Below are 18,604 nucleotides of genomic sequence, written 5' to 3'. Positions count from 1 at the left end.
CTCCGTTTCGACGCGCCCGTCAACGGGCGGGGCAGGAATTGGGGTCCAAGCTAATGACGTCGTGGCAAAGTAAGAAGCTCGCGTTCCAACCGTTGGGTCGGCCGACGAAATCGCCAATGGACAATCCTGGAATATCTCGCACATTCACCGAAGCGCGACATGAGTGAATTCAGTTCCGCCCAGCTGCTCCGTCGCCAGCGCGAAGAGCTGGTCGAGGTAGGCGTTCCCGGTGGGCTCCGCCAGTGGCCACCAGACGAAGTCGTCGTGCGTGTTGTCGACCCGCGGCCGGGCGTCGTGCTCGGCGTGGGCGAGGAAGGTGACGTTGACGGTGTGGGTGGGGGAGTCGCCGTGCGCCGAGGCCTCGAAGACGGTGGAGAAGGTCCCCAGCACACCGCGCAGGGTCAAGCTCAGCCCCGACTCCTGCTCGGCCGTGCGCACCGCGGCCTCGGCGAGCTGCTCGCCCTTGCGCATACGGCCGCCCTGCAACCAGAGGGAACCCGCCTGGGGTTCCTGGGTGCGCCGGGTGAGCAACGCCTCGCCGGCGCGGACGACAAGCGTGTCGACGCAGACGACGGGCATCCGTTCCAGGATCTCGCGGTAGAGCTCCTCCGGCACCCAGGCGTTGCCCCCGGCGCCGCGGCCGTCGCGCCAGTCGAGCACGGGTGCTGCGGGCAGTGCATCCGACTGCACGGGGTTGAGCGGTCCAGGCATCGTCCTCCGCCTTCCGGTGATCGCGTTCCGGAGAAGGTATGGACCTGTTCCACGCTGGACCACCTCTTGTCCCGTTCGGTGGGACGAGCCGCATTTCACGAGGCTCGGCCGGCATTCCGTCCCGAGCGCTGGTACGGGTTCTGGCTGATCGATGACGGCTGCCACACACTCCCTCCATCCGACGGACGGCTGTCGGTCGAGAACTCCCATCGGCAGCTGCGAAGAAACACGACAGCCCGATCTCACGAATGGAATTTCCTCATGACCCAGCAGGAATTCTGGCGCGGCAAGCGAGTCCTGGTCACCGGCGGCTGCTCGTTCATCGGATCGCACCTGGTGGAGCACCTCGTCGGTGCCGGTGCCAGGGTGCGCGTCGCCGACGACCTCAGCTCGGGACGCCTGGAGAACCTCAGCGCCGTTCCGGAGTCCGCCTGGGAGTTCGTGGAGGGCGACCTCTGCGACCCGCGGCTCGCCGCCGAGGTGATGCGCGGTGTCGACGTCGTCTTCCATCTCGCCGCGATCCACGGTGGACGGGGGTTCATCGAGCTGCACCAGGCCGCGTGCTCGCGCAACTTCGTCCTGGACGGCGTGGTCTCGCAGGCGGCGGTCGACGCGGGAGTGGAGAACTTCGTCTTCGCCTCCTCCGGCTGCGTCTACCCGGTCGACCTCCAGGCCGACGTGAACGAGGAGGTGCGGCTCACCGAACCCCAGGTGGGTCCGCCCTTCCACGCGGACGGGATCTACGGCTGGGCCAAGCTGATGACGGAGCAGCGGCTCGCCGCGCTCCACAGCGAGCTCGGGTTCCCGTCGGTGTCGTGCCGCCTGTTCACGGTCTACGGCGAGCGCTGCCCGGAAAGCCATGCCCTGACCGCCATGGTGGGCCGGGCGTTCATCCGGCAGAAGCCCTTCGAGGTCTGGGGAGACGGGACGCAGATCCGCAACTGGACCTACGTCACGGACATCGTGCGTGGTCTGGTCCTCGCCGCAGAGCGCGTTCACGACGGCAGCGCGATCAACCTCGGCACCGAGGAGCCGATCCAGGTCAGGGAAGCGGCCAGGATGATCCTCGAGTTCACCGGCCAGGCCGACACGGAGATCAAGCCGCTGCCGGACAAGCCGACCGGCCCCTACAACCGGGTCGCGTCCGCGGCCATGGCGCTCGAGCGGCTCGGCTGGACGCCCGAGGTGCCGTTCCACACCGGCCTCAAGAGGCTCACCGAGTGGTACTTCGAGTCGCGGCAGGCGGAACGGATGACGACGGACGAGTTCGCCGAGCGGCTGACCACGAGGTAGAGATGACCGACGCACCGCGGTTGACACCAGGACCGGAGATCACCGCCGGGGAACGCCGGCGCACGGCGTGGTCCAACTGGAGCGGGGCGGTCCGCGGCATCGCGGACCGCCTCCTCGCTCCCGACACCGCGGACCGGCTGCGCGAGGTCGTGCTCGACGACACCGCACGCGCACGCGGCATCAGCGTGGTGGGGTCGGGGCACTCGTATGCGAACCTCGTCGCACCGACCGGCCGGACGCTGCTCGACCTGCGCCACCACCGCGGTGTCGTCGCCGTCGACCCGGTGGCCATGACGGTCACGGTGAAGGCGGGCACGACGATGCGCGAGCTGAACCGGGAGCTCGCCGCGGCGGGCTTCGCGCTGCCGAACCAGAGCGCGATCGACGAGCAGACCGTCGCCGGCGTCGTGGCCACGGCCACCCACGGGAGCAGTCCCCGGCACGGCACGCTCTCCAGCCACGTCGTGGCGGTGCGGATCCTCACCGCGGACGGCCGGGTGCGCACGGTCACGCAGGACGACCCGGAGCTCGACGGCGTCCGCGTGCACCTGGGGTGCCTCGGCGTGGTCCTGGACCTCACCTTCGCCGTCGTGCCCGGCCACCGGCTGCGCAAGGTCGTCCGGCGCCGCCCGCTGGCGGAGGTGCTGGCGAACCTCGACAAGTTCCGCGGAGTCCACTTCGGCGGCTTCTGGTGGTACCCGCACACCTCGCAGGCGATCGTCTGGGAGGCCGCGCCGACGGACGAGCCACCGACCTCGCCACCGGGACCGCCCGGTGCGCTGCTTTCGTTGCTGTACAACAACTCCTGGCCGCCGCGGGTGGCGGGCGCCGCGCACTACGCGGCCGCCGTGGCCGCCGGACGGGGCGGTGCGCAGGTCATGCGCTGCGACGACGCACTCCTGCACCACCTCCCACCACCCGTGCAAGGCACCGAGTACAGCGTCCCGTTTGAACGAGCGGCCGACGCGATCCGTGCCCTGGTCAGGGAGGTGCGCCGAGGCGGCTTGCGCGTCTGCGCACCGGTGGACGTCCGCTTCACCGCCGCGGACACCGCCTGGCTCAGCCCGAGCAGGCAGGCCACCACCTGCCACATCGGCGTGACACACCCCGTGTCGGCGCGAGACCCCGAGGGGTGGATCGCACCGCTTCGCGCCGTGGACTCGGTGCTGTGGGACTTCGGCGGCCGCCCGCACTGGGCCAAGGTCCACTTCCGCACGGGCCGGGAGCTGGCCGGGCGCTACCCGGAGTGGGACCGGTTCCAGGAGCTGCGCAAGGCCTGGGACCCGGACGGCGTCTTCCTCGCAGGGCACCTCCGAGAGCTCTTCGAACGCTGACCCCTTTCGAGAGGCGGACGCTCATGGCGATCATGTTCGGCCACCACACCTGGTCCTACTCCAGCTTCGGCAGTTGGGTCCCCGCGTACACGGTGGACGAGACCGTCACGCGGCTGGCGCGGATCGGCTTCGGCGGCGTCGAGATCGGTGCCGCCGCACCGCACGCCTGTCCGCCGTACCTGAGCCCGGCCAGGCGGCGCGAGGTGCGCGGCCTGCTCGACGACCACGGCATCGAGGTCTCGGGCATCGGCCCGGCGCCCACCGGGGACCCGGTTGCAACCCGAGCTCTCCCGTGGCCGAGGAACGCGAAGCGACCGTGGAGCACTACCGGGCGATCAACGAACTGTGCGCGGAGTGGGGCGCCGGAGCGGTGGTCTACCTGCCCGGCTGGGTCGTGTTCGGCACCCGGCGGCGGAAAGCCTGGGCGTGGTTGCGCGAATGCCTGGCCCGGGTCGCCGACGACGCGGCGCAGACGGACTCACGGTGGTGGCCGAGCCGCTCGCGGAGAACTCGAACCTGTGCGAGAGCGGCGAGGACGCCATGGAGCTGATGGAGGACATCGCTCGGCCGAACGTGAAGGTGATGTTCGACTGCGGCCACGTCCGCTACCGGCGGGAGTCGCTCGCCGACCACGTCCACCTGATGGGCGCGGACCTGCACCAGATCCACATCGCCGACACGCGGGGAACGCGGACGCGGTTGCCGGCCGCCGGGGAAGAGGACTGGAAGGGGTCTGGTCGACGCCCTGCTCGACACGGGTTTCGACGGCTACCTCACGCACGGCCGAGACGGGGTTCCACCGCCGAGGGATCGACCCCGACCACGACGCGCGGACCGGGCTCGCGTTCCTCAAACCGCTGGTGGCACGCAAGTGCGCCGAACGCGCCGCCGCGTCCACGGAGACGACCCTCGCACCCTGAACCGCTGCCCTAGCAACCCGATCGGAAGGTACCGGCACGATGGAGACAGTCGCCCTGCACACCAGGCTCAAGCCTGGCAAGGAAGCCGCCTACGAGGCCGCGCATGCACGGATTCCCGACGACCTCGACGCGGCGCTGCGCGCGGCGGGGGTGCGGTCGTGGCGGATCTGGCGCAGCGGTCTCGACCTGTTCCACGTCGTCGAGGCGGACGACTACGCGGCCATGATGGAACAGATGCACGGGCACCCGGCGGACGTCCCGTGGCAGAAGAGGATGGACGAGTTCCTCGACGCTCCGCTCGACTACGACTCGGGCCGCTCGGACGCGAAGTTCGTGTGGGAGTTGCCGTGATCGACGGCCTCGGCCTCGGCGGGTCCGCACTGGGGAACCTGTACCGCCCAGTGTCCGATATGGACGCCCGTGCCACCGTCGACGCCGCGTGGCAGGCTGGCGTCCGGTACTTCGACACCGCTCCGCACTACGGCCTCGGCCTGTCGGAACGGCGGCTCGGTGCGGCGCTCGCGGAACGGCCCCGGTCGGAGTTCGTCATCTCGACCAAGGTCGGCAGGCTGCTGGAGCGCTGCGACAGCGGCGGCGACGACCTGGCCGAGGGCTTCGCCGTGCCCGCGACCCACCGCCGGGTGTGGGACTTCAGCGCGCACGGGGTACGCCGCTCGCTGGAGGCTTCGCTGGCCCGGCTCGGCCTGGACCGGGTCGACCTCGTCTACGTCCACGACCCGGACGACCACGGCGAGCAGGTCCTGCGCGAGGCGTTGCCGGCCCTGGCGGAGCTGAAGGCCCACGGCGTGATCCGCGGGATCGGCGTGGGCGTGAACCGGTGGGAGGTGGCGGAACGGTTCGTGCTGGGGCATCCCCTGGACCACGTCATGCTGGCCGGCCGGTACACGGTGCTGGAGCACGCCGCGACCGCGGACTTCCTCTCGCTGTGCGCGGAACGGGACGTCTCCGTCGTGGTGGCCGGTGTCTTCAACTCCGGGCTGCTCGCCCGCCACGAGGTCCCGGCCGACGCCACGCACGACTACACGACGGCACCGGCCGCGCTGGTCGAGCGCGCCCGCAGGATCGCCGGGATCTGCCGCCGGCACGGTGTCCCGCTTCCGCGGGCGGCGCTGCACTTCCCGTTCGGGCACCCGGCGGTGCGGGCGGTCGTGGTCGGTGCCCGGTCAGCGGCGGAGGTCACCGAGAACATCGCGATGGCCGCCGGCGAGGTGCCCGCCCGTGTCTGGTCCGACCTGCGCGCCGAGAACCTGCTCTCCCCGACCGTTCCCGTGCCGCTGCCGAAGGGCTTCGAGAAGGCGGCCGGCTGATGTTCCTTCGATCTTCATGTGGGGTGTGTGATGTTTGAGCAGCAAGGAAATTCCACGGGCTGGCGGCTGCCGCAGGAGCCGACGACGGCGGGCGCTGCGTACCAGACGGTGCAGGACGAGCTGCGCCCGGACGTGCGGCCACAGCTGAACCTGGCGACGTTCATCACCACCGGGATGGAACCGCAAGCCGAACAGCTGATGACCGACTTCCTCTACCACAACACCGTCGACGGCGTGCAGCCGTTGCACACGGCCGACTTGGCGCAGCGGTGCGTCGCGGCGCTCGCCGACCTGTGGCACGCTCCCGACCCGGACAGCGCGGTGGGCACGTCGACCGGCGGTTCCAGCGAGGCCTGCATGCTCGCCGGGCTCGCGATGCTGATGCTGTGGCGCTCCCACGCCGGGCGCTCCGGCAGGCGGCCCAACCTGGTCATGAGCACCGCCGTGCACGTGTGCTGGGCCAAGTTCTGCGCTTACTGGGACGTCGAGGCGAGGCAGATCCCGGTGCGGGAAGGCGCTTCCGGCATCGACCCGCAGATCGCCGCCGAGATGTGCGACAGCGACACCATCGGCGTGGTGACCGTGCTCGGCACCACCTACGATGGGTTCTACGAACCGGTGCGGGAGGTGTGCGCCGCGCTGGACCAGCGGTGCGCCCGCGACGGCGTGGACGTGCCGGTGCACGTCGACGCGGCCTCCGGCGGGATGGTGGCGCCGTTCCTGGACCCCGCGCTGGTCTGGGACTTCCGGCTGCCCAGGGTGAGCTCGATCAACACCTCCGGGCACAAGTACGGCCTCGTCGCTCCGGGGCTGGGGTGGATCGTGTGGCGCGACCCCAGCGTGGTACCCGCCGAGCTCGGGTTCTCGACCGACTACACCGGTGGCCGCATGTCGACCCAAACCCTGTCGTTCACCCGGCCCGTCGCGCCGGTCATCGCGCAGTACTACCAGTTCCTGCGTCTGGGTGCGGAAGGTTACCGGGCTGTCATGCAACGCTGCCGCGACCTCGCCCGGTCACTGACCGCCCATCTCGGCCAGTTCCCCGAGCTGCGGGTGATCTCCTCCGCGGATCACCTGCCCGTGGTCGCGTTCACGACCCACGACCACGCCGGCTTCAGCGTCACCGACCTCGCCGACCGCCTCCGCCAGCGCGGCTGGCTCGTGCCCACCTACGCACTCCCGTCCAACCAGGCCGACGTCACCGTCGCGAGGATCGTCTGCCGCAACGACCTCTCCGACGTCCTCGCCCGCCGGCTCGCGGATGACATCGCCACCGCGGTCACCGCACTCCGCGCCGACCGCGGTGGCTCGCGCTCTCGGCGACGCCGCGACGTGGTGCCGTCGAGCTCAGAGATCGCTTTGACGATCGACGCGGGGAAAACCCTGGGGCGCACGGGATCCGCCGATCTCGACACCGTGGTTGCCGGCTCGCGCCCTGACGCTCGTCGGAAGTCGCCTCACCGGGTGCACGCTGTGTCCGATGATCTGCCTGCGCACCCCGGCCTCCCTGGGTGCGCAGGCCGCCGAGGAGTCGTCATGTCCCACCCGAACGACGAGTCCTTCCCACTGCCGGGCGCCGATCTGACCCGGCCGAGCGTCGCCCGGAACTACGCCTCCACCTCGGCGGAACCAACAACCGGGCGGTCGACAGGCAGTTCGCCGAGCGCGTCCTTCGCGACTACCCGGTGGTCAGGTCGGTTGTCTACGCCAACCGGATGTTCCATGCGCAGGGTGGTGCGGTACTTCATCCGGCTGGGCATCCGCCAGTTCACCGACATCGGGTCCGGCACGAGCCGGTGACCGTCGATCACGCGAACCCGCTGCTCGAAGGCAACGGCGAGCCCGGCCGACATGCGGCCGTCCACGCGGACATGCGCGACACGGAACGGGTCTGGTCGTGAATCGCGGACACCGGCGTGATCGGCCTGCGCGCACGTGGAAAACGGCGGGCGAGCTCATCGAGCAGACGCTGTTCGACGGCCTCTCCGCCGAGGGGGATCTGCTGGAGTGCCAACCACGACGGCCCGCTCGCACCGCGCAGCAGCGCACGACGCCAGAAGGTCGGCGTGGCCGACACCGCGGTGACACCCTCCGCCGCTGTCAGGTCCGCCCAGTGCTCCAGCTGGTGGGCATCCACCCCGACGAGATCCTGGCCGGGCACTGCCATGGACAAGGTGACGAGCTGCCACCAGGCATAGCTTCCCAGGGGAAGGGGAGGAGCCATCGGCGGCGTTCCTGGGCCGCTTCACCGTCGTCAACCCGGCGAGCGTGTGAGCCACTCGCTTCGGGCGGCCGGAACTGCCGCTGGTGGGAACCCACGTGCGTCCGGGCGTCGCGTCCGACGCGTGGTGGTCCGGGCGTCCCGGAACACCGAAGCCCGCCGCTTCGAGCTCGGCGGTGCCAGTCTCGTCGAAGCGTTGCGCTGGAATGACGAGCACCTCCGTGTCGCCGCGCTGCTGGCGCTCCGACACCGCGGCAGAGCCGTGCGGTGGTTCGTTGCGATCACCGCCGAGCGCTTCGAGAGCAGGCCTACCCGCAGCAGGTCGCGCCGAGAGCCTCGGATCTCGCCGGCGACGATGAAGTTGTTCGCCGTCAAGGTGAACGCATCACGGAGGCCAACAGGTCGATCGGGTCACCGATGGTGTCGAGCGGTGACCGGCGAGCTGAGTACTTCCCGTGACGGTAACGAGTTCTCGTCCACTGATCCAGCCCGAACCGCCATGGCGACCGCCCGTGTAGGCCGCGCTCACCTGAGCTCGGTGTGCGAGACGGCCAGCGCCTCCACCCTGCCGTGCAGGTACGGGATGAAGTCTTCGAACTCCGGTTTCATCAGCGCGCTGCGGATGATCCGCGCCTCGGAAGCATCGGCGGTGATACCGGGATGCCGGCTGATGAGTGCGTCGGATCGCACCTTCAAGGTGCTCAAGAACACGGGGTCTGCCTCTGTGGTACCGCTCTCCAGCATTGCGGCCGAGGTCTGATCCACCAGCCGCATGCTCGCGGGCCGGACAGCAGGGAAGTAGGTGACGATGTCCAGCTCAGGTTCCTGGTACAGCTCAAGGGTCTCGGACGACGCTATCCTGGCTGACCACTCCAGGGCGGCCCGCCTGCCGGCGCTGAGCACTTGGCCCAGTCCCGAGGGGGTCGGCGGCAGGACCTGGAAGGTGAGCCAGAGGGCTGCCGCGGCCGCACCGGCCCGCGAGCACTCCAGGCTCGTCTCGCCGGGGTTGAACTCGGCAGGAGCGCAGTAGGTGTACGGAGAGTCGTGGGCGTAGAACCGGTCGACGTCCGGGTCGTTGAAGAGCACCGCGCCGCAGCCGTAGGGCTGCAGTCCGTGCTTGTGCGGATCGACCACCACGGAATCACACCGGGAAATGGCTTGCCACGGCTCTGGCGGTAGCGCCTCTGCGGTGTCCGATCCCTTGAGCAGCGTGAAGAAGCCGCCATAAGCGGCATCGACGTGGATGCGGATGTCGTAGCGCTCCCGCAACGCGAGGACCTCGTGGATCGGGTCGACCGCGCCGAGACCGGTCGTGCCGGCTGTCAGGACGACTGTGCCAATGCGCTGTGTCCGCAGCAGCCCCTCCAGGGCCTCGACGTCCATTCGGCCCCGGCTGTCTGCCCGCACCGCATGACTTTCCAAGCCCAGGACGCGGCACATGCGGCTGTGCGTGAAGTGGGCTTCTTCGCTGAAGGCGACGCCTCGGCCCGGTCGGAGCTCTCGCGCGACGTAGAGGGCTTCGAGGTTCGCGATCGTGCCGCTGGTGGTCAGATGGCCGAGCGAGGTGCCGAACCCGAACATGCCGGACAGCTGGGCGACGACCTCCTTCTCCATCTCGACGGTGGCCGGGCCACCGTCGAACGCGTGGTTGTTCGGGTTGACCAGCATGGCTGCCAGGTAGCCGATGGTGGCAGCGGAGTGCGGCGGGCGGACCATGTGCCCGGCATACGACGGGTGGAAGAAGGGGTAGTTCTTCCCGAGCCTCTTCGTGAAGTCGTGAAAGGCCGCCGCGAACACGTCATCGTCGACCTCCATCGACGGATGGGGTGAGAACGGTGGGAAAGTGCTCTGCCACCTGGCGTTCTCTTCACGTGCTCGGATCATCCACTTTGTCAGATCCACGGATATCCTCGGCCTCCGTCGAAGGAAGGATCGTGTTGGGGGCGCTGCTCGCCGATCGGCCAGAAGAGCCGGTTCTCCGTGCACCGCTGCAAGTACTCGATGCCCTCTGTGCCACCGGTTCCGCTGCTGCCGCTTATCATCGATCGCGCGATGGAGTGGTGAGTGCGCTTCCACTTCTGATGACGCTGTTCCAGCAGCTGCAGCGCGTTCGTCACCAGCGTGCTCTCCGCGTCACTCCACCTGCTCTGCCGGCGACGGTGCCAAGCGGACAGGGAGTCGTGCCCGGACAAGGCGCGCAGCCGCACGCGGGGAACGGAGAGGAACGCGGGGGAGTCGAGGCGACCTCTTCTCGGCAACGCACAGAAGATCTCCACCAACTTGTACGCTTCCGACTGAATCGCGCTCGATCCGTCGGTCTGCATGCGGAAGGCCCGGAAGTTCGCGGGCGGCATGGTGGCCAGCAGGCTGAACAGTCCTGACGCCTGGTCCAGTGTTGTAGCAGCCGACTCAATCCGAGCGGCAACCTCGGAGACACATCCGGACGCTGCAACCGCAACTGCTTCCTGAAGCGTGGCCGCCATCATCGTGAAAACCGTCTCGTAGCATTGCAGAACTCGGATGAAAAGATACTCGTCGTGGTGGTCCGAGACGGGGAGAACGCTGAAGCGGACGACTTCCTCGACCAGTTCTCCCGCGAAATCAGGTCTTGTTCTCGGTGGGTCGAAGTGCTCGCGTAAGGAGGCTGTCTTGTGAATTCTCTTGAGTGCGAGCTGACGGCTTGGCCGACCGTTCGGGAGGAACTCGCTGCCGTCATCCTTCATCGTCATCCACTCGAACTCGGCCAGGTCCCGCAAGAGGTGCGCGACAAGGTCCCGTCCGGTGTGGGTGTTCCCCGTCGTTGGGAGCAGGGGCTTCAGAACGTCCAGGGCCAGGTAGCTCCGGTAGGAGTACCGGTTCTCCGCTTTGTCCAGAACGCAGTTGTAGAACTCCGCGATCACCGGTTCGGTCGCGGCGTCGGCGCGGTTCGCTCTGACCTGCTCCAGGGTCTCGTCCCCGAGCCGGTCCTTGCCGTGCCGCAGTATCTGCAGACGGATCGAGCTCGCCAGGCCCGGTGTCGTTCTGCCCTGCCCTGCATCGGTGACGGAGGCCGCCGCGCGCTCACCCACTGTCGTTCTCCGCGGCTCAGACATCACGCCGGAGACCGGGTGGAACTGCCGCGCCCATCCTGGTCAGCGCGTAGGCCTGATACGGTCCGGAGTAGACGTTGATGGCGTGGTTCAACCCGGCATGCGCATCGCGCCAGAAGCGCTGCATGGGCCGATCCGACCGCAAGGCGTTGCCGCCTGAATGGCTGTAGAGGCGGTCGAGTGCCTCTACAGCGCGCCGGCTGCCGCGGACCTGGTCGCAGCGGGCTGCGGCGCGGAGCTCGAACGGCACCTCTTTCCCGGAGTCGACGATGTCCCACATCCGGCCCACATTGGCCATCATCTGGACTCGCGCGGACTCGACCTCGGAGTGGCACTCGCTCAGCTGCGCCAAGAGGAAGTTGTCCTCACGCACCAGCCGACCGGACTCGTCGACCCGGTCGCGCTGGTAGTCGAAGGACGCGGCAAGAGCGCCGCGGCACATGCCGATGATCGCTGCCGTGATCGCGTTGGGGAAAATGGCGGACCAGGGCATGCGGAAGAGGTTCTCGCGCCTGCCTGCTTCCCGGGCCGCGACGCCGCTGACGACCTTCTGCTCCGCTATCACGCGCTCGGCAGGCACGAACGCGCCGCTCACCGTGACGTCTTTGCTTCCGCTGCCGCGCAGCCCGACCGCGTTCCACGACCCGTCGATGATCGTGTAGTCGCTCCGCGGCAGCAGCATGTGCAGGGTGCCGTCGGAACCGGCGCGATCGCCTTCGGCATCGACCACGGTCGCACCCAGCCACGCCCAGTCGCAGTGGTCCGTGCCGGACGAGAACGGCCACCTGCCGCTCAGCAGATAGCCTCCCTCAACCTTCCGTGCCTTGCCGAACGGTGAGAACGGCGACGCTATCCAGGTGTCCGGATCAGCCGCCCACACGTCGTCCTGAACGGACTCCGGCATCAAGGCCAGCTGCCACGGGTGTGAACCCAGGACACCTGCGACCCAGCCCGCCGCGCCGCAGGACTCGGCGGTCATGATCACCGCGTCGAGGAACTCCCGCGGATCGGCCTCGAGGCCACCGTGCTTCGCGGGTTGCAGCATTCTCACCACACCGGTTTTCCGCAAGATGTCCGCGGTGTGCGTGGGGAGTGTCCCCATCTCCTCTGCTTCGGCTGCCTGGGCCCCGAGTTGCACACGGGAACCCTCGATCTGCTCAAGAACATCGTTCGCCATGTGATTGGTCCTTCATCGTGAAGTGTTCAGCGCTTCTGTCTTCGTTCGGAGCTTCAACCGCGAATGCAGCAGATGGGCGGCCGCAGCAGCCGACAACGCGCAGATGACCGGGAGGAAGAAGGTCGACCGGGCACCCAGCTCGTCTGCGATCTTGCCGACGATGGCGGTGCCCGAACCGAAGCCGAGCGAGAGACTGGACCACACCCAGTTCATCGCTTCGGTCTGGATCGCCACCGGAACGAGCTCGTCGAGGAGGTGAAAGCTGTTGATGACGGTCGGCGCCATGCTGAGGCCGTTGACCGCGGAGCACGTCATGAGGGCGGGCAAGCTGTCCGCGGTCAGATAGAGGGCGGGGAGCAGGCCGAAAGCCGAGGCGCTCAGGGCAAGCTGAAGCGACGTCGGCCCGCTTCGCGTCCGTGAGCCGTACAGGATGGCCGAGACGCCACTGCCCACTGCGAAGCACGTGAGAACGAGGCCGGCGCCACCTGGCCGGCCCAGGTCGGCCGAACGTGCGACGAGCAGCACTTCCGCGGCACCGCAGGTGGCTCCCACCGCGAGCAGCAGGAGGAGCAGCAGCGGCATGCCCGGATACCGTGCGGCGAGGCGCCGATGCCCGCGGGAGACGGGAGGTTGCCTGGGCGGCTCGGTGTGTCGCTGGAAGATCAGCCAGGTCGCGCCGGAGGCGGTGCAGAGGACTGCCGAAGCGACGGCCAGGTACGGCGAGACGTGGACCGCGAGAGCTGCTGTCAGCAGAGGGCCGATCGCGAAGACGACCTCGTCCAGTACCGTTTCGACCGAGTAGGCGGCGGATCTCTCAGCGCTGTCCTCCGGCCACATCGTCGCCCATCGCGCTCGCGTCATCGGGCCGGTGTTGACCACTGAAGCGCCCAGGAGAAGTGCCAGGAGCAGGGTCGCCGGAAGAGGTGCGCCGAGTGCGACCGATCCGAGCATCATCGTGGCCAGCGCGAAATGCGCGAAAATGGACAGGAGCAGCGTTCTGCGCTGCCCGAAACGGTCCGCGATGATCCCGGCGGCGGGACTGCCCAATGCGTTCCCGATCGTCCAGCAGCCGCTCACCAACGCGGCTTTCCCGTACTGACCGGTGGGCAAGGCCAGCAAGAGGAGCAAGCCAAGCGGGTAGATTCCGACGAAAAGGCGCGACAGCACACCCGCGATGCAGAAGGACGCGGCACCCCGCTTGGCGAAGGCGCTGCGGTAACCGGCGAACACAGCGGACCTCCAAGGGCGGTCGGACGAGTTGCTGAACAAGACAGCGAGAATTCACCGCGCTCGTGGAGATCAGGTCGCCGCAGCGCTCCGACACTGTGCATCGCGGATGGTCGCGAATGCGAGACTCGTTTCGCCTGGCGGGACGGTTTTGTGAAGAACCGGTCGACAACGTCGCCGCCTGTGTCCGATCGGGAAGCTCGCCGAGGCGAACGGGCAGACATTCTTGGTCCGAAGTTGACGGCTGGTACCGGTCCCGCGCTGAAACTAAGGGGCAGCCGGGCGTTATGGGACGGGCGAACCCACCATCTCGCGCGGACGCACGAGCGAGTGCTGCAACAGTCCGTCCAGCCGGGAACGCAGGAACAAGCGGTACGGGTTCGGCTCGCACAGTCCCGCCAGGGTGCTCACCGCCCGCGAGTGCAGGTCGTGGATCTCGCGGTCGTACAGCTGCACGGCACCAGGGGTGCTGGAGAGGTCCCGGAGCACCGTCCTGGCGGCGGCGTTCCGGCCGGCCTCCTCGCCGAGTCGAATCATGTGGTGCCTGAGGTGCGTGCTCGCGACCTTGCAGGCGTTGGCGAGCAACAGCGGTGGTGTCCGGTCGTCGCCGGCGGAGTTCGCGGCGGCCTGATCGGCCAGCAACCCGTACAGCCTCCCGAACTCGCGCCACTGCGGCCCGTCCGAAGGCGCGCAGGTCCGCGCCGCCATGAACGCCTCGCGCGCGTAGGCGTTGCTTCGAGCGCTTGGCCTCGAATCGAGATCGACCGCCGTCTCTTCGAGGTCGGTGGTCCACCCCCTGCGGAGGTCCTCCGCGATGTCGAGAGAACGCAGATAGCGCAACGGCAACCGGGCAGCCGCCCCGCTCGTGCGCGTGTCCGCACGGGCCCACCACAACGCCGACATCACCGACACCGGCATGGTGTTGTGCAAAGAACCTCCCGCTGCCGCCGCGGTGACGACGGCGAACAGCCGGGCGAACACCAGAGGCGGCTCCACCTGCCTGAGGAGCTCGGCGCTCGACGGGGGAGCCGCCGTGGCAGCCCGGAGATCGGTCGCGAGGCGGAGCTCCGCGTCGACGCAGCGAACGGCGATGCGCAGGGTCCTGGCGAAGTTGCCGAGAGGAGGCCGGGCGCGATGCTCGGTACTGGGCATGGTGGATCCCGACTGCTCAGCTGGAGGGGAAGGGCCGGCGCCGCCGGCGCCGCCGGCGGCGTGCATCACAGCACGCCGTTGATCCGGCGGTGAAGTGTTGTTCCGCACCGCGTCACCTTCGGGCCGATGATCGTGGCGGTTCGGGCACCGGGCCGGAGGACGCAGGTTCGCGAATGATCTCTCCCGTTGCCCGTCCTACCTGACTTCGATTTCCGAAGTCGGGTACGGGCATGGACGGTGACCGTCGGTCGGGTTCGCGCCTGTTCCGGTCCGTCCGCCCTGCCCCCACTGTTTCCGTCGCAGGTCGGCAGGTGATTCCGGCGGCGCGTCCGGAGCACGGCGAACCTGGTCCGACCTGCGAGAGCACCTCGTAAAACGTCCTATGTAGACGATTGATCCTGTTCTTCGTGGACTTTCCGGGACAGTCTGGAACAAGGAAGATCAACTGTGAGGGGGTGGTGGTATCGAACGCCATGGACCGCATGGCCTTCTCCCGCCCGAGTCGACCAAGACCTCCCTGTGGCAGCGTGTGCTGCGCGAGCGCGGGAACGCTGGCCCCAGCTCGGTGATGTCACCATCCGCCATCACGACGCGTTCGCGTGCGTCACCGGCCACCTTCCCGATGGCACCAGTGTGCCGCTGTTCCGGGCGCGCTACAAAGCATCCGTCACCGCCTGGGGCTTCGCCACCTACCGCGCAAGCCACGACGACCACGAGAACTCCTGCCTCCCCAGCGGCTGCTCCTCAGGCGCCCTGCAAGAAGCACTCGCCCGCGCCCGCGGGCTCCGCCTCAACGACTACACCGCGTGGACTCGCTTCTCGCCGGGCGGTACCGGGATGTGCGGACGATCATCGAGGTCACGGGCGATTGCTCGACGCGCCGGCGTCCGCGCGACAGGGGCTTTGCCGGAGAGCCTGAAGGGGGTTTCGGGCAAGAGTGACGATCAAACGGGCAATCGTCCCGTTTCGCTTCATTCTTCCCGGCGGGGAAACTAGGATCGATGCTACGAGATGAGGTGGCTCGCCAGCTTTCCGAGCCGGCGCGTCGCGATTCGAACCCGTCTTTTTGATCGGGTCATGCTCAGAAATGGATAGTCCAGTCCTTTGGTTCAGGTTGGTCACTCGAAATGAGCTTCATCGTCTCTTGTGGTCTATTTGACCGTGGTCTTTCGATGCGAATAGTTTTAGTGGTTTCTTGGGCTTTGCTGTGAGCTTGGCCCCGGTGTGTGGCGAATTTCGATGGTCGACTCGCTGGATCTTGGAATTACGTTGGAGTCCGCGATGACTGGATTAGCGACATCGATGGCCGTCGCTCGAGCAGACGAGTGGGTGCTGCGGCGCCTGCCCTCGGCGGCTTGGGGTGCTGGAGAAAGCGTGGCGGCAGCCGAGGCCCTCGTGCAAGAACTGAGTTCGGAAGTGCTCGCCGACCTGCCCGATGTGGCAGAGGTCAGTCAGGACGACGTGCGGCGGTTGCTCGTTGGCCTGGGGTTCTGCGGCAGCGCGGTGGCCCGTTTCGCCGTGGAGACCGGACGGGACGTCGAGCAGGCGTTCGGCCACCTCCGCGTCGGGCGATCCGCGCACGCGTTCCGGCGCTATTACGCTGACCTGGCGGAAGCATCCGGAGCCGGGCATCCGCCACGCCAGGCTTTCGCGTCCATTGTCACGTGGAACGCGCCCACAGTCGTCGTGCGCGCCGATGGTATGCCGGACACGCGAATCGCCTCCGCCTATGGCGATGGAAGAACGAGGACCTGGACGGGTACGACCGATGAATCGAATCTCTGGAGATTGTTCAAGAAGATCGTCGCTCTCGGTGCCGCCGCCAACGAGTCGCTGTCGCCGCTGATCTCCGGTGAGGTGGAGGTGGAATCCCCGGAATTCGTCCAGCGAGCTCTCCTCGCGACGGAGCTGATCGACAGGATGCGCAAAGAAATGCGCTCGTTCACCGTCAGGCGGCCGACCGACAGCGGTGCCATGTCAGTCGAGGTCTTCATGCGGGAGATCCGCCAGTACGGCGTTCCCTGGGACCCCGGGGCGGAGGCCCCCAGTGGTCCGCACGAAGCGGAATGGCTCAGGCGCGACATGATGCTGGGTCAGCGCTCGCCCGAGTACGTGGATCAGGTGCGCCGAAGGTATCCACAGCTGCTGGCAGGGGAGGTACGAGGCGTCGAAGACGCCATCCGGTCTCCCTGCTTGGAACAGGTCGTGCGACAAGCCTGCCTGCAACGCCTCTCGCCTGGCAACGACAGCAGCCACGGTCGGCGAACCCAACTGCTTTCAGGCGTACTCGCGGTACGAGCCGTCCATCGTGCGGCAGGCCTGTGCGCGGCCGCCCACCTGGGCTTGGCGAGGAGATTCCTCTTCATTCCCCAACGTCGTTCGGCACCGGCCGGCGAGCGCGCCGACCTGGAGGTCACCGCGGTGAACAACGACGCCGGTATCACGGGCATGACCGAAAGCGTTGTCAGACGACTGACCGACCGCAGGCTTGAGCCCGTTCTCGAGGACGTCGTCGGAAGAGCAGGAGGAGGCGAGATGAGCGAGGCGCAGGCCGCACTTGACCGGTACGCCCGCCCCACGGTCACGATCGTCGATCGCTCAGTCGATTTCTGACCGCGCTCGGCGCTCGATGTGCGGCAGGAGCATCGCGTTATGGGGAGATCCGGTCGATGTGCGTCGACGTACCGACCGGATCACCCAGGACGACCAGTTCCATGATCGGCAGATGCACCGCTCGTCTTACAGTTCTGGGCTGCTCGATGGTGGCGCGTGTGACCGGCAGAGTTGGATGCCTTCGGGGCCGGTGTCGCGCAAGAGGTGATGTGTTCCTTGGACGGTTTCGCTGCGGATGTAGTTTCTCGTTCACGTCGTAGGTTCGAATCCTGCGGTCTGCACCTGTCAGGTGTCTAGACGAACCGGACCCTGCTGAAGGCGTGCGAGGGCGACCGCCGCCGGTGGAGTTGAAGGCCATGCCGAGGACGGTCGTCGCAGTGCGATGACCCAGCACAGCGAAGTATCCGATCAACGGCTTGTTCGTTTTGGTTCGCAGCAGGTCGATACGCACGAGATACCGCCGGAATCCGGGACGCCCGTTTGACATTTGGCGGAAGGAGCGAGCGTTACCGCGTACAAGACCATCGACTGGCAGAACGCATCCATCGTGGGCTCTGGCGATAGTCCCCCCAGGGCTTCCTGGGCCCCTTCTCGTCGAGACCCAACGAGCCGCGATGGGTCTGAACAGGCGACATGCCGATGGGGCCGCCGCTCGCGTTAATGCTGGTGTGCGTACCGCCTACGATCAGTGCGTTGAGCAAGAAGACCAGTTCCGGCTTGCTCAGGCCGTCGTCGCCGTCCCTTGCCGCGATCAGGTCGACGAGGCTGTCCGAGGGGTGGCCCGCGCCGCCATGTCGACGAGTAGCCGCCGAACTCGGTCATCATCGACTCGCGCTGTGCGGGCGAGAGGCCGTCTGCGAGCGCGAAGACGTCACTCCACTCGTAAAACTGCCGTGTTTACCTCGGAATGTCCAGCATCCCGCCGTTCCCCTGGTCAGCCGGGGCTCCGCGAGCACGGCGGCCGCATCGGTGTGCCGCGTGATCAGCACCGCCTCCTGCCCGTTGCGCAGGGCGCGAATGTCGGGGCAATTCGCGGTAACGCGGAGAAGGCCGCACAGGGACCGGACCGGAAGGAAAATCCCGGCTCGGGGCATGGCTGTTCCACATGCAGTCCTCGGGCCGGGAAATGCTGATGTCGTCTCTGAGAAGAGGTCGTGGCCAGGAACCTAACACGAGGAACTGAACCTTAAAAGTATCGTTCGGATACACTCATCGAGGCATTGTAACGACTTGCGTCGATCTTGTCGTGACGTGGACGCGACACAGGAGTCGCTGTGGACAGGCGGGTACTTCCGGGGATGGTCGCAGGTCATGTCCTCTTTCGGTGACCATCGGCCCGATAGGGGCGCATGCGGTTGCCGAGCCTGTCCCGCACGTTGGAATGACGGCTTCTGTGGAACGGGTAGACATGTCAGACTCCGAAGGGAAAGGTTCGCTCTCATATCCAGAAACGGACCGTGACCGAGACTGCTCCGCATTTTTCGGAATGTCGCGGTTTCATTGAATCGTAACGGGCACTCCACGTGACCTCGCCTTCGA

Annotated in this window: 16 protein-coding genes; 8 read left to right on the top strand and 8 right to left on the bottom strand. The window is 67.6% G+C overall.

Annotation, left to right across the window (positions count from 1 at the left end):
* Positions 1–144: 144 nt before the first annotated feature.
* A complete protein-coding gene (locus ACRSBM_RS27500; RefSeq protein ID WP_434447459.1) occupies positions 145–711 on the bottom strand; it encodes an NUDIX domain-containing protein in 567 nt (188 codons plus the stop codon).
* 261 nt (positions 712–972) lie between these two features.
* On the opposite strand from ACRSBM_RS27500, the gene ACRSBM_RS27495 reads away from it, so the two are divergent.
* Positions 973–2,004 carry an NAD-dependent epimerase/dehydratase family protein gene (locus ACRSBM_RS27495; RefSeq protein WP_434447457.1) on the top strand — a complete coding sequence of 344 codons (1,032 nt, stop codon included), beginning with the start codon at positions 973–975 and terminating at the stop codon, positions 2,002–2,004.
* Between the two features lie 2 nt (positions 2,005–2,006).
* The gene (locus ACRSBM_RS27490; protein ID WP_434447455.1) at positions 2,007–3,338 is read left to right on the top strand and encodes a D-arabinono-1,4-lactone oxidase; all 1,332 of its coding nucleotides are present in this window, start codon (positions 2,007–2,009) and stop codon (positions 3,336–3,338) included.
* A 55-nt stretch (positions 3,339–3,393) separates the two neighbouring features.
* Here the strand turns inward: ACRSBM_RS27490 and ACRSBM_RS27485 are convergent, their stop codons facing one another.
* Complete coding sequence (locus ACRSBM_RS27485; protein WP_434447453.1) at positions 3,394–3,585, bottom strand: hypothetical protein; 192 nt, start codon at positions 3,583–3,585, stop codon at positions 3,394–3,396.
* Between the two features lie 45 nt (positions 3,586–3,630).
* On the opposite strand from ACRSBM_RS27485, the gene ACRSBM_RS27480 reads away from it, so the two are divergent.
* The 5 genes from ACRSBM_RS27480 to ACRSBM_RS27460 are packed head-to-tail and all read left to right on the top strand — an operon-like array spanning position 3,631 to position 7,386.
* The gene (locus ACRSBM_RS27480; RefSeq protein WP_434453532.1) at positions 3,631–3,888 is read left to right on the top strand and encodes a hypothetical protein; all 258 of its coding nucleotides are present in this window, start codon (positions 3,631–3,633) and stop codon (positions 3,886–3,888) included.
* Entirely contained in the window at positions 3,777–4,271 is a 495-nt protein-coding gene (locus ACRSBM_RS27475) for a sugar phosphate isomerase/epimerase family protein (protein WP_434447451.1), read from the top strand. The genes ACRSBM_RS27480 and ACRSBM_RS27475 overlap by 112 nt, the downstream gene beginning before the upstream one ends.
* 26 nt (positions 4,272–4,297) lie before the next feature.
* A complete protein-coding gene (locus tag ACRSBM_RS27470) occupies positions 4,298–4,609 on the top strand; it encodes an L-rhamnose mutarotase (RefSeq protein ID WP_434447449.1) in 312 nt (103 codons plus the stop codon).
* A complete protein-coding gene (locus ACRSBM_RS27465) occupies positions 4,606–5,586 on the top strand; it encodes an aldo/keto reductase (RefSeq protein WP_434447447.1) in 981 nt (326 codons plus the stop codon). Before ACRSBM_RS27470 ends, ACRSBM_RS27465 begins: the two co-directional genes overlap by 4 nt.
* 30 nt (positions 5,587–5,616) lie before the next feature.
* Complete coding sequence (locus ACRSBM_RS27460) at positions 5,617–7,386, top strand: glutamate decarboxylase (RefSeq protein WP_434447445.1); 1,770 nt, start codon at positions 5,617–5,619, stop codon at positions 7,384–7,386.
* A gap of 7 nt (positions 7,387–7,393) precedes the next feature.
* On the opposite strand, the gene ACRSBM_RS27455 is transcribed toward ACRSBM_RS27460, so the two are convergent.
* From ACRSBM_RS27455 to ACRSBM_RS27430, 6 genes are all read right to left on the bottom strand, one after another.
* The gene (locus tag ACRSBM_RS27455) at positions 7,394–7,759 is read right to left on the bottom strand and encodes a hypothetical protein (protein ID WP_434447443.1); all 366 of its coding nucleotides are present in this window, start codon (positions 7,757–7,759) and stop codon (positions 7,394–7,396) included.
* Between the two features lie 573 nt (positions 7,760–8,332).
* The gene (locus ACRSBM_RS27450) at positions 8,333–9,709 is read right to left on the bottom strand and encodes a pyridoxal phosphate-dependent decarboxylase family protein (protein ID WP_434447441.1); all 1,377 of its coding nucleotides are present in this window, start codon (positions 9,707–9,709) and stop codon (positions 8,333–8,335) included.
* Positions 9,700–10,875: a hypothetical protein gene (locus ACRSBM_RS27445; protein WP_434447439.1), complete on the bottom strand. Its 1,176-nt coding sequence runs from the start codon at positions 10,873–10,875 to the stop codon at positions 9,700–9,702. Before ACRSBM_RS27445 ends, ACRSBM_RS27450 begins: the two co-directional genes overlap by 10 nt.
* A gap of 16 nt (positions 10,876–10,891) precedes the next feature.
* Positions 10,892–11,998: an acyl-CoA dehydrogenase family protein gene (locus ACRSBM_RS27440; RefSeq protein WP_434447437.1), complete on the bottom strand. Its 1,107-nt coding sequence runs from the start codon at positions 11,996–11,998 to the stop codon at positions 10,892–10,894.
* Between the two features lie 87 nt (positions 11,999–12,085).
* Positions 12,086–13,303, bottom strand: a complete 1,218-nt coding sequence (locus tag ACRSBM_RS27435; RefSeq protein WP_434447435.1) for an MFS transporter — start codon at positions 13,301–13,303, stop codon at positions 12,086–12,088.
* 282 nt (positions 13,304–13,585) lie between these two features.
* A complete protein-coding gene (locus ACRSBM_RS27430) occupies positions 13,586–14,452 on the bottom strand; it encodes a hypothetical protein (protein ID WP_434447434.1) in 867 nt (288 codons plus the stop codon).
* Between the two features lie 1,374 nt (positions 14,453–15,826).
* Between ACRSBM_RS27430 and ACRSBM_RS27425 the strand changes: the two genes are divergently transcribed.
* Positions 15,827–17,065 carry a hypothetical protein gene (locus ACRSBM_RS27425; protein WP_434447432.1) on the top strand — a complete coding sequence of 413 codons (1,239 nt, stop codon included), beginning with the start codon at positions 15,827–15,829 and terminating at the stop codon, positions 17,063–17,065.
* The last annotated feature ends 1,539 nt before the right edge of the window (positions 17,066–18,604 follow it).

The sequence above is a fragment of the Lentzea xerophila genome (assembly GCF_051094245.1).
Taxonomy (GTDB): Bacteria; Actinomycetota; Actinomycetes; order Mycobacteriales; family Pseudonocardiaceae; genus Lentzea; species Lentzea xerophila.
The sequence above is the reverse complement of the archived record's forward strand: the minus strand, read 5'-3'. Positions and strand labels throughout refer to the sequence as shown.

Bases quoted from the DNA above. Each gene is read 5' to 3' on its own strand.
- ACRSBM_RS27470 (WP_434447449.1), top strand. From the start codon at position 4,298: ATGGAGACAGTCGCCCTGCACACCAGGCTCAAGCCTGGCAAGGAAGCC.
- ACRSBM_RS27430 (WP_434447434.1), bottom strand. From the start codon at position 14,452: ATGCCCAGTACCGAGCATCGCGCCCGGCCTCCTCTCGGCAACTTCGCC.
- ACRSBM_RS27500 (WP_434447459.1), bottom strand. From the start codon at position 711: ATGCCTGGACCGCTCAACCCCGTGCAGTCGGATGCACTGCCCGCAGCA.
- ACRSBM_RS27460 (WP_434447445.1), top strand. From the start codon at position 5,617: ATGTTTGAGCAGCAAGGAAATTCCACGGGCTGGCGGCTGCCGCAGGAG.
- ACRSBM_RS27475 (WP_434447451.1), top strand. From the start codon at position 3,777: ATGCCTGGCCCGGGTCGCCGACGACGCGGCGCAGACGGACTCACGGTG.
- ACRSBM_RS27485 (WP_434447453.1), bottom strand. From the start codon at position 3,585: ATGCCCGAGACCTCGATGCCGTGGTCGTCGAGCAGGCCGCGCACCTCG.
- ACRSBM_RS27440 (WP_434447437.1), bottom strand. From the start codon at position 11,998: ATGGGGACACTCCCCACGCACACCGCGGACATCTTGCGGAAAACCGGT.
- ACRSBM_RS27495 (WP_434447457.1), top strand. From the start codon at position 973: ATGACCCAGCAGGAATTCTGGCGCGGCAAGCGAGTCCTGGTCACCGGC.
- ACRSBM_RS27490 (WP_434447455.1), top strand. From the start codon at position 2,007: ATGACCGACGCACCGCGGTTGACACCAGGACCGGAGATCACCGCCGGG.